Consider the following 11,479-nt stretch of genomic DNA (forward strand, 5'->3'; position numbering starts at 1 on the left):
CCACCGTTACGTAGCGCTAGTGGGAATGCAGCATTGAACAGAGACTCCAACTGCTTGATGGCATTGGCGTTTCTGGATTTGTGCAACCTGCGAAACGAACTGTCGAGGTGCGAGCGTCGCCCCGACAACCCGCTTGAGCCATGGGCTGCTTCGCGAACCAGCGCCGACGGTGGTCGGCAGCGGAGGAATGCACATGGCAACGCTCATCGGGATCGTCACTAAAGTCATTGGTCAGGTTTTCGCTCAATCGGCAGACGGCAGTCGGCGCCCATTGGTCGAAGGTGATCGTCTGTTTGCAGGCGATCAATTGATCACCGGAGCAGAAGGGGCGGTTGCCGTCCATCTGCAAAATGGCCAGGAACTGACCCTCGGTCGCGACAGCAGCCTGACCATGAGCGGCCAGTTGCTGGCCGATCAGGCCGCCCACGTCAATGCCCCGGAAGCGGTGACCCCGAGCGAGTCGCAACTGACCGACGTCGAACAGATTCAGAAAGCCATTGCCGCCGGCGATGACCCGACTCAAACCGCCGAAGCGACGGCGGCCGGCCCCGGAGCCACCGGTGGCGTGCCGGGTGCGCTGGGCGGCGGCCACAGTTTTGTGTTGCTGACCGAAGTGGCGGGCCGGGTCGATCCGGTCATCGGTTTCCCGACGGCCGGGTTCAACGGCATTCCGGAGTTTCCCGAAGAGCGGCATAACGCGGTGATCGACAACGGTGACGGCCAGGCCGCCCCGATTGTTCCGCCACCAACGCCGGTCAACAACCCGGTGACCCTCGGCGGCCTGTCCGTACCCGGCGGCGAATTGACCCTCAACGAAGCCAATCTGCCCGACGGTTCCGCTGCCAACCCTGGCGCGCTGACCCAGACCGGCAGCTTCACGGTGTCGGCGCCGGATGGCCTGAGCAGCCTGAGCATCGGTGGCATCAACGTGATTGTCGGTGGCGTGCCGATCGGTTTCCCGCAATCGATCACCACGCAACTGGGCAACACCCTGACCATCACCGGCTACAATCCGGCCACCGGCACGGTCAGCTACAGCTACACCCTCAACGGCAACGAAACCCACGCGGCGGGCGACGGTGCCAATAACCTCAGCGAACAATTCACCGTGATCGCCGGCGACAGCAATGGCGACACCGCGACCGGCACGCTGGACGTCAACATCACCGACGACGTGCCGAAAGCATTCGATGACAACAATGGCACGGCGACAGAGACTCAACTGACGCTGACCGGCAATGTGCTGACCAACGACGTGCAAGGTGCCGACCGCGTACCAGTCGGCGAGAACGCCGGTCCGATCACCCCCGGTACATTCATCGGGACTTACGGCACATTGGTGCTGAACGCCAACGGGACCTACACCTACACGCTGAATACCAACGATGCGGACTTCAAAAACCTGCACGGCGGTGGCAATGGCACCGAGACTTTCACCTACACCATTACCGACGCCGACGGCGATACCAGCACCGCGAACCTCGTCCTGCAGATCCACAACAACGACGATCCGGTGATCATCAATGGCCTCGACGTGAATGGTGGCGAACTCACCGTCTACGAAAAAAACCTCGGCGACGGCAGTGCGCCGGATTCGGCGGCCCTGACCCAGAGCGGCTCCTTCACCATCACCGCGCTGGACGGCGTCACCACGCTGACCATCGGCGGCATCGCCGTGGTCACCAATGGCGTAGCCGCAGGTTTTCCGCAATCCATCGTCACGCCGTTGGGCAGCACGCTGACCATCACCGGTTTCAACGCTGCAACCGGCGTCGTCAGCTACAGCTACACCCTGGTCGACAACGAAGCGCATCCAAACGCCAACGGCGCCAACGTGCTGAACGAGCAGTTCGCCGTGACCGTGATCGATGACAACGGCACCACTGCCAACGCCACGCTGGACGTGAACATCGTCGACGACCTGCCAAAAGGCGTGGACGACAGCAACGCCGGGACTGCCTCGGAAACCAACCTCACATTGACTGGCAACGTCCTGACCAACGACGTGCAAGGCGCCGACCGTGTACCGACCGGCCCCAATGCCGGCCCGATCACCGCCGGCACTTTCACCGGGACTTACGGCACATTGGTGCTGAACGCCAACGGGACCTACACCTACACGCTGAATACCAACGATGCGGACTTCAAAAACCTGCACGGCGGCGGCAATGGCACCGAGATCTTCACCTACACCATCACTGACGCCGACGGCGATACCAGTACTGCGAACCTCGTCTTGCAGATCCACAACAACGACGATCCGGTGATCATCAATGGCCTCGACGTGAATGGTGGCGAACTCACCGTCTACGAAAAAAACCTCGGCGACGGCAGTGCGCCGGATTCGGCGGCCCTGACCCAGAGCGGCTCCTTCACCATCACCGCGCTGGACGGCGTCACCACGCTGACCATCGGCGGCATCGCCGTGGTCACCAATGGCGTAGCCGCAGGTTTTCCGCAATCCATCGTCACGCCGTTGGGCAGCACGCTGACCATCACCGGTTTCAACGCTGCAACCGGCGTCGTCAGCTACAGCTACACCCTGGTCGACAACGAAGCGCATCCAAACGCCAACGGTGCCAACGTGCTGAACGAGCAGTTCGCCGTGACCGTGGTCGATGACAACGGCACCACCGCCAACGCCACGCTGGACGTGAACATCGTCGACGACCTGCCAAAAGGTGTGGACGACAGCAACGCCGGGACTGCCTCGGAAACCAACCTCACATTGACTGGCAACGTCCTGACCAACGACGTGCAAGGCGCCGACCGCGTGCCGACCGGCCCGAATGCCGGCCCGATCACCGCCGGCACTTTCACCGGGACTTACGGCACGCTGGTGCTGAATGCCAACGGGACCTACACCTACACGCTGAATACCAACGATGCGGACTTCAAAAACCTGCATGGCGGCGGCAACGGCACCGAGACTTTCACTTACACCCTGACCGATGCCGACGGCGATACCAGTACTGCGAACCTCGTCCTGCAGATCCACAACAACGACGATCCGGTGATCATCAATGGCCTCGACGTCAACGGTGGCGAACTCACCGTCTACGAAAAAAACCTCGGCGACGGCAGTGCGCCGGATTCGGCGGCCCTGACCCAGAGCGGCTCCTTCACCATCACCGCGCTGGACGGCGTCACCACGCTGACCATCGGCGGCATCGCCGTGGTCACCAATGGCGTAGCCGCAGGTTTTCCGCAATCCATCGTCACGCCGTTGGGCAGCACGCTGACCATCACCGGTTTCAACGCGGCCACCGGCGTCGTCAGCTACAGCTACACCCTGGTCGACAACGAAGCGCATCCAAACGCCAACGGCGCCAACGTGCTGAACGAGCAGTTCGCTGTGACCGTGATCGATGACAACGGCACCACCGCCAACGCCACGCTGGACGTGAACATCGTCGACGACCTGCCAAAAGGTGTGGACGACAGCAACACCGGGACTGCCTCGGAAACCAACCTCACATTGACTGGCAACGTCCTGACCAACGACGTGCAAGGCGCCGACCGCGTGCCGACCGGCCCCAATGCCGGTCCGATCACGGCGGGTACATTCACCGGGACTTACGGCACGCTGGTGCTGAATGCCAACGGCACCTACACCTACACCCTCAACACCAACGATGCGGACTTCAAAAACCTGCACGGCGGCGGCAATGGCACCGAGACCTTCACCTACACCATCACTGACGCCGACGGCGATACCAGTACTGCGAACCTCGTCCTGCAGATCCACAACAACGACGATCAGGTCTACCTTAACGGCCTCGACGTCAACGGTGGCGAACTCACCGTCTACGAGAAAAACCTTAGCGACGGCACCAGCCCCAACATTCCGGCCCTGACCCAGAGCGGCACCTTCACCGTCACCGCGCTCGACGGTCTGCAGACCCTGACCGTGGGCGGCATTGCCGTGATCACCAACGGCGTCGCGGCCGGGTTCCCGCAATCGGCGGTCACGCCGCTGGGCAGCACGCTGACCATCACCGGATACGACCCGGCCACCGGCGTTGTCAGCTACAGCTACACCCTGGTCGATAACGAAACCCACCCGAACGCCAACGGCGCCAACAGCATCACCGAGAACTTCAACGTGGTGGCGACCGACACCGATGGCAGCACCGCCACCGGGCAGATCAACGTCAACATCATCGATGACCTGCCGACCGCCAAGCCTGACGCAACGTCAGTGCAGGAGGGCGGCACCGTCAGCGGCAACGTGCTGGACAACGACATCGGCGGCGCCGACGGCCCGGCTGTCAGCGGTGCCGTGGTCGGCGTGCGCGCCGGATCCGACACCTCGACCTCAGCCATCGGCGGCCTCAACAGCAACATCAACGGCACCTACGGCTACCTGACCCTCGACGCCAACGGCAACGCGGTCTATCACAGCAACCCGAATGCCGTGAGCGGCCCGGGTGCGGTGGACGTATTCGTGTACACCGTGCGCGATTCCGATGGCGATGAAAGCACCACCACTATCACCATCGACGTCTACAACAGCTGCCTCAAAGCGGTCAGCGACAACGACGTCACCGTGTACGAAAAAGCCCTCGACCTGACCAAGGACGGCCAGGATCTGGCCGCCGGCACGGTCACCGGCAGCGATCCGGCCAGCACCGGGGAAACAGCGTCCGGCACGCTGGTCGGCTCGGTCACCGGCGCTGTAGGTGCGATCAGCTATGCGCTGGTCGGCAGCGCCACCGGCAACTACGGGCAGATCGTGCTCAACCCCGACGGCACGTACACCTACACCCTGACCTCACCGGCCAGCACCACCCCGCACGCCGATGACGGCGCCAACACCCTGACCGAAACCTTCACCTACCAGGCGACCGATTCGCTGGGCAACGTCGTCACCAGCACCATCGTGGTCAACATCGTCGATGACGTGCCGAAGGCGATCAACGACAGCAACGCCAGCACCGCGTCGGAAACCCAGTTGACCCTCAACGGCAACGTGCTGACCAACGACGTGCAAGGCGCCGACGTGGTGGCAACCGGTCCGAATGCCGGCCCGATCACCCCCGGCACCTTCATCGGCACTTACGGCACCCTGGTGCTGAACGCCAACGGCACGTACACCTACACCCTCGACACCAACGATGCGGACTTCAAAAACCTGCACGGCGGTGGCAACGGCACCGAGACCTTCACCTACACCCTGACCGATGCCGACGGCGACACCAGCACCGCCAACCTGGTGCTGAACATCCACAACAACGACGATCCGGTGGTCCTCAACGGCCTCGACGTGAATGGCGGCGAACTCACCGTCTACGAGAAAAACCTCAGCGACGGCACCAGCCCCGACATCCCGGCGCTGACCCAGAGCGGCACCTTCACTGTGACGGCCCTCGACGGTCTGCAAACCCTGACCGTGGGCGGCATTGCCGTGATGACCAACGGCGTCGCCGCAGGCTTCCCGCAATCGATCGTCACTCCGCTGGGCAGCACGCTGACCATCACCGGTTACAACCCGGCTACCGGCGTGGTGAGTTACAGCTACACCCTGGTCGATAACGAAACCCACCCGAACGCCAACGGCGCCAACAGCCTCACCGAGAACTTCAACGTGGTGGCGACGGACACCGATGGCAGCACTGCGACCGGGCAAATCAACGTCAACATCATCGATGACTTGCCGACCGCCAAGGCCGACACCGGCTCGGTGGCGGAGGGCGGCACGGTCAACATCAGCGTGTTGGGCAATGATGTCAGCGGTGCCGATGGTGCGGCCGTTGTGGTCGGCGTGCGTGCCGGCAGTGACACTGCGACCTCGGCCATCGGCGGGCTCAACAGCAACATCAACGGCAGCTACGGTTACCTGACCCTCGATGCGGCCGGCAACGCGGTCTATCACAGCAACCCGAACTCGGTGAGCCCGCCGGGCGCCACCGACACGTTCACCTACACCATCCGCGACAGTGACGGCGACGAAAGCACCACCACCATCACCGTCAACGTCGCCGACAGCAAACTCGTGGCCTCGACCGATCAGGACGTGACCGTCTACGAAAAAGCCCTCGACCTGACCAAGGACGGCCAGGATCTGGCCCCCGGCACGATCACCGGCAGCGATCCTTCCAATACCGGCGAAACTGCCAGCGGCACATTGGTCGGTTCGGTCAGCGGCGGCAGCGGGGCGATCACCTACACCCTGGTCGGCAGCGCCACCGGCACTTACGGGCAGATCCAGCTCAACGCCGACGGCACCTACACCTACACCCTGACCTCGGCGCCGAAAACCACGCCGAACGCCAACGACGGGCCGAACACCCTGAGCGAAAGCTTCACCTACAAAGCCACCGATGCGCTGGGCAACAGCACCACCAGCACCCTCGTGGTCAACATCGTCGACGACGTGCCCAAAGCGGTAGCGTCGGATCGTTCGGTGGCGGCGGTGGAGATCGACTCCAACATCCTCATCGTCCTCGACATCTCCGGCAGCATGGCCGACGCCTCCGGCGTACCGGGCCTGTCGCGGCTGGACCTGGCCAAGCAGGCGATCAGTGCCTTGCTCGACAAGTACGACGATCTGGGTGATGTGAAAGTGCAGCTCGTCACCTTCAGCAGCAACGCCACCGACCGCACTTCGGTGTGGGTCGATGTCGCCACGGCCAAGACCCTTCTGGCCGGCCTGAGTGCGGGCGGCGGCACCAACTACGATGCGGCCGTGGCGACCATGTACAACGCGTTCAACACCTCCGGCAAACTCACCGGGGCGCAGAACGTCGGCTATTTCTTCTCCGACGGCAAACCCAACGAGGGTGACATCGGCACCGCCGACGAGGCGACGCTCAAGGCGTTCCTCGATGCCAACAACATCAAGAACTACGCGATCGGCCTGGGCAGCGGCGTGAGTAACGCCAACCTCGATCCGCTGGCCTACGACGGCATCACGCACACCAACACCAATGCGGTGGTGGTCACCGATCTCAACCAGCTCAACTCGGTGCTCTCCGGCACTGTCGAGGGTGCGCCGGTCACCGGTTCACTGCTGGGCGAGGGCGGCACGTTCGGCGCGGATGGCGGGTTCATCAAGTCCATCGTGGTCGACGGCACCACCTACACCTATGACCCGAAAGCCAACAGCGGCCAGGGGTCGCTGACCGCCAGCGGCGGCGCCAACCACGGCACCTTCAACACGGTGAACAACACCCTGAGCATCGCCACCAACAACAGCGGCACCCTGGTGGTCAACCTCGACACCGGCGACTACAGCTACACCTCGCAGAAAACCACCAGCGTGGTGATCACCGAGAACATCGGCTTCACCCTCAGCGACAACGACGGCGACCTCGCCAGCTCGACCCTGACCGTGAAAGTGATCCCCAACGCGCCTCCGGTGGCGGTGGACGACCACATCATCACCAACGTGCTGTCGGGCAATATCGTGGTGCCGGGCGAACTGCTGCTGGCCAACGACACCGATCCGAACGGCGACACCCTCAACGCCACGCCAACCTCGTTCAACACCGGCTGGATCTCCAAATCGGCAGACTTCACCGGCACTGGCGCGATCAGCTTCACCGGCACCAATGCCAACACCGCCGCCAACCAGAACCTGGCCAACGTGCGCAATGCGTTCAGCGCCAACGCCGCGACCATGACCGCCGTGCTGGTGGTCAGCGGTTACCTCGGTGCGGTGACCAACACCAACGCCAACGATGAAGACCGCATCACCGTCAACCTGCGCCAGGGCGAAACCCTCAACCTGGACCACAACCTGGCGGCCGGTCACATCACCATGGAGTACTCGATCAACGGCGGCGCGTACATCGCCCTCGCGGACGGCCAGACCCTGACCGCGACGTCCGACGGCGTCTATCAGATCCACATCACCAACATCACCAACACCACGGGCAGCAACGCCAATGCGGCGGAGAACTACCAGCTGACCATGACCCTCAACTACGCCGGGGCCCACGACATCACCCCGGACTACCACGGCACCTACACCGCCAACGACAACCATGGCGGCAGCGATACGGCGAACGTGACCATCAGCTACCAGGACGGCCACACCCTCACCGGCACCTCGGGCGATGACGTGCTGGTGGCCGGCACCGGTGACAACATCATCAATGCCGGCGACGGCAACGATGTGCTGACCGCAGGCTCCGGCAACAACGAACTGCACGGCGGCGCCGGCAACGACTTGCTCTACAGCGGCCCGGGCAACGACCTGCTCGACGGTGGCAGCGGCATCGACACCGCCAGCTACGCCCATGCGACCGCCGGGGTGACGGTCAACCTCGGCCTGCTCGGTGCGCAAAACACCATTGGCGCCGGGACAGACACCCTGACCGGCATCGAAAATCTGGTCGGCTCGAACTTCAACGACACCCTGACCGGCGACAACAATAACAACGTCATCAACGGTGGCCTGGGCAACGACATCCTCAACGGCGGCGGGGGCGATGACCTGCTGATCGGCGGGATGGGCAACAACACCCTGACCGGCGGGCCGGGCGCCGACACCTTCCAGTGGCTCAAGGGCAACAGCGGCCATGACCTCGTCACCGACTTCACCCCCGGCACCGACAAGCTCGACCTGTCGCAACTGCTGCAAGGTGAAAACGGCACGTCGGCATCACTGGATGACTACCTGCACTTCACCGTCACCGGCAGCGGCGCCTCGGTCATGACCAGCATCAATGTCAGCGCCATGGCCGGCGCCACGCCGAACCAGACCATCGACCTGGCCGGCGTCAACCTCGCCAGCCATTACGGCGTGACGCCGGGGGCGGGCGGGCTGATCGCCAGCGGGCACGACACGGCGACCATCATCAACGGCATGTTGAATGATCATTCGTTGAAGGTGGACACGGTGTGAGCCGGGGCTGAAACGACAAAACCCGCCGTCCCGAGTAATCGGGGCGGCGGGTTTTTCTTTGCTCAGGCTACAGCGGCGCCTCAGCCTTCAGCTCCAGATCATCCAGCACCCGATTCACTGCCAGTTCCGCCAACATGATCAGTTGCCCGATGCCCAACAGCACATGCCGCTGCGGCGTATCGATCATCCCGGCGAAGTCGCTGGCCATGGTTTTGGCCGAGGTCAGCGTCTCACAGGCGTCGGCCAGCAGTTCTTCGCTGTCGATGCCGGGGGCGATGAGGTAGCGGGTGTTGGGTTTGAGCAGCGGTTTTCGGGGGAGCAGCGGATTGAGGTAATGATCGAGGGCGCGTTCGGCGGCTTCGTGGAATTTCTTGGAATCGAGGGTTTCGTAGGGGGAAGTCGAATCGGCTTCCGGCGGTTTTGGCGTGGGTTTGACCATGGATAAAGCCTCTAGAGTAGTGGAGGCGCCACGCTTCGCTGCTAAACGAAAGAGGTGGCGGCCGTACGCGGGTTAGCAGACCAGGACTCTAGAACCCGGCGCACCGAAGTGCCCCACGCAAAGCCGCCATAACGTGAACGGACAGGCGTGAGCCTGATCACGAACGAACGGCATTGTGCGTCTAGAGTAGATCCGGGCTGCTAAACCCGATCGCTGCTTTTCAGCGACCGCCAAACAATAGAACCCGCCCCCAAGGCGCACAAGCCGGCGGATTCTGGCGGATGCGTAGGCAAAGGCGCAAGGTTGCGTGGCTTTGCGGACATAACCTTAAACACTCTTCAACGAGTGTTTTTGAAGACCGAAAACAACGAAACCCGCGCTCCCAATTAAAGAGGAGCGCGGGTTTTTATAGTGAGGACTGGTAAATAAATGCGTCCCCATTTATTCCACGCCGTCCCGATCAAACGGGACGGCGGGTTTTTCTTTGCTCAGGCGACAGAGGCTCGATCGTTCCCACGCTCCGCGTGGGAATGCCTCAATGGACGCTCTGCGTCCGCTCTTTGGTACGCAGAGCGTCCCGGGCTGCATTCCCACGCGGACGTTTCGACGCCTCGACGTGGGAACGATCAGGCGATCAGGCTACAGCGGGCGCCTCAGCTTTCACCTCCAGATTATCCAGCACCCGGTTCACCGCCAGCTCACCCAGCATGATCAGCTGCGCAATTCCCAGCAGCACATGCCGATGCGAGCCGTCCACCAGCCCGGCGAAGTCATTGGCCATGACCTTGGCCGAAGTCAGGGTTTCGCAGGCGTCGGCCAGCAGTTCTTCGCTGTCGATGCCGGGAGCAATGAGGTAGCGGGTATTGGGTTTGAGCAGCGGTTTGCGGGGGAGCAGCGGATTGAGATAGTGATCGAGGGCGCGTTCGGCGGCTTCGTGGAATTTCTTGGAATCGAGGGTTTCGTAGGGGGAAGTCGAATCGACTTCCGGCGGGTTTGGCGTTGGTTTGATCATGGATAAAGCCTCTAGAGTAGTGGAGGCGCCACGCTTCGCTGCTAAACGAAAGAGGTGGCGGCCGTACGCGGGTTAGCAGACCAGGACTCTAGAACCCGGCGCACCGAAGTGCCCCACGCAAAGCCGCCATAACGTGAACGGACAGGCGTGAGCCTGATCACGAACGAACGGCATTGTGCGTCTAGAGTAGATCCGGGCTGCTAAACCCGATCGCTGCTTTTCAGCGACCGCCAAACAATAGAACCCGCCCCCTAGGCGCACAAGCCGGCGGATTCTGGCGGATGCGTAGGCAAAGGCGCAAGGTTGTGTGGCTTTGCGGACATAACCTTAAACACTCTTCAACGAGTGTTTTTGAAGACCGAAAACAACGAAACCCGCGCTCCCAATTAAAGAGGAGCGCGGGTTTTTATAGTGAGGACTGGTAAATAAATGCGTCCCCATTTATTCCAATTTTTATTTAAGTTAGGCAGTCCAGATGATTTCATCTATGACGAAACCAGCGTCCCCACCACTAGATTCTTCCATACCCGCTTCAATCTCCATGCTCGCAAAATGGCCGGCTGACAATATGTGGGAGAACGTTTTAGAACCATCACCCGTAATAGGAAGAGCCCCTTCATAAACGATAGAGTTATCCAGCGCCCGTAGTCGAACCGTAGGCCGATCACGATGCAGGGCCGAATACTTCAAACTGATGCCCTGCGAAACCTCTCCAAAGGTAAATAATGTATGAGACGTACATACAACCAGTAGTAAAGGGGCGGATATATAGATCTGCACGCGATAAATTCTGTAGGTAACGTTGCGCAATACAGTTACGGTGAGTCCACTAGGGAAAGTCTTGGGAACGGCAAGTTCGAAGTTATAACCAAGGGAACTAATCCAATTTTCGTGACCTAAGACCAAGCCGACGATGTTGAAAGTCCGCGCTGCCGACGTCTGGCCGGAACCATACAACGCCTTGGCGGTGAAGCTGTGAGGCGCTACGGTCAGGTCGGTCACTGTCAGCGTCCAGATCCCGGTCGTCGGATCGGCGGGAGGCTGCCCTTTGGATGTCGTGCCATCGAATACCTCGACTTTCTGGTTCTCGGCGGCCGTGCCGATGAGAGTCACGCTGGTTTTGACGGTGACGCCGCCGTCGGGGATTTCGACGCCTTCGGAATCCTCCGCTCGGGTG

Annotated in this window: 4 protein-coding genes; 1 reads left to right on the forward strand and 3 read right to left on the reverse strand. The window is 61.8% G+C overall.

Annotated elements, in window-relative coordinates:
- Nucleotides 1-193: 193 nt before the first annotated feature.
- Nucleotides 194-8,851, forward strand: coding sequence for a retention module-containing protein (locus CAF79_RS24365; RefSeq protein ID WP_085700674.1), 8,658 nt, complete (start codon nucleotides 194-196; stop codon nucleotides 8,849-8,851).
- Nucleotides 8,852-8,918: 67 nt separating this feature from the next.
- On the opposite strand, the gene CAF79_RS24370 is transcribed toward CAF79_RS24365, so the two are convergent.
- The 3 genes from CAF79_RS24370 to CAF79_RS29295 all read right to left on the reverse strand — a co-directional run.
- A complete protein-coding gene (locus CAF79_RS24370; protein WP_085700675.1) occupies nucleotides 8,919-9,290 on the reverse strand; it encodes a DUF6124 family protein in 372 nt (123 codons plus the stop codon).
- Nucleotides 9,291-9,924: 634 nt separating this feature from the next.
- Entirely contained in the window at nucleotides 9,925-10,302 is a 378-nt protein-coding gene (locus tag CAF79_RS24375) for a DUF6124 family protein (protein WP_085700676.1), read from the reverse strand.
- 462 nt (nucleotides 10,303-10,764) lie between these two features.
- A partial coding sequence (locus tag CAF79_RS29295) for an Ig-like domain-containing protein (protein WP_178081860.1) occupies nucleotides 10,765-11,479 on the reverse strand: 715 nt, incomplete at its 5' end.

Origin of the sequence: Pseudomonas sp. B26(2017) (assembly GCF_002113045.1) — a bacterium.
GTDB lineage: Bacteria > Pseudomonadota > Gammaproteobacteria > Pseudomonadales > Pseudomonadaceae > Aquipseudomonas.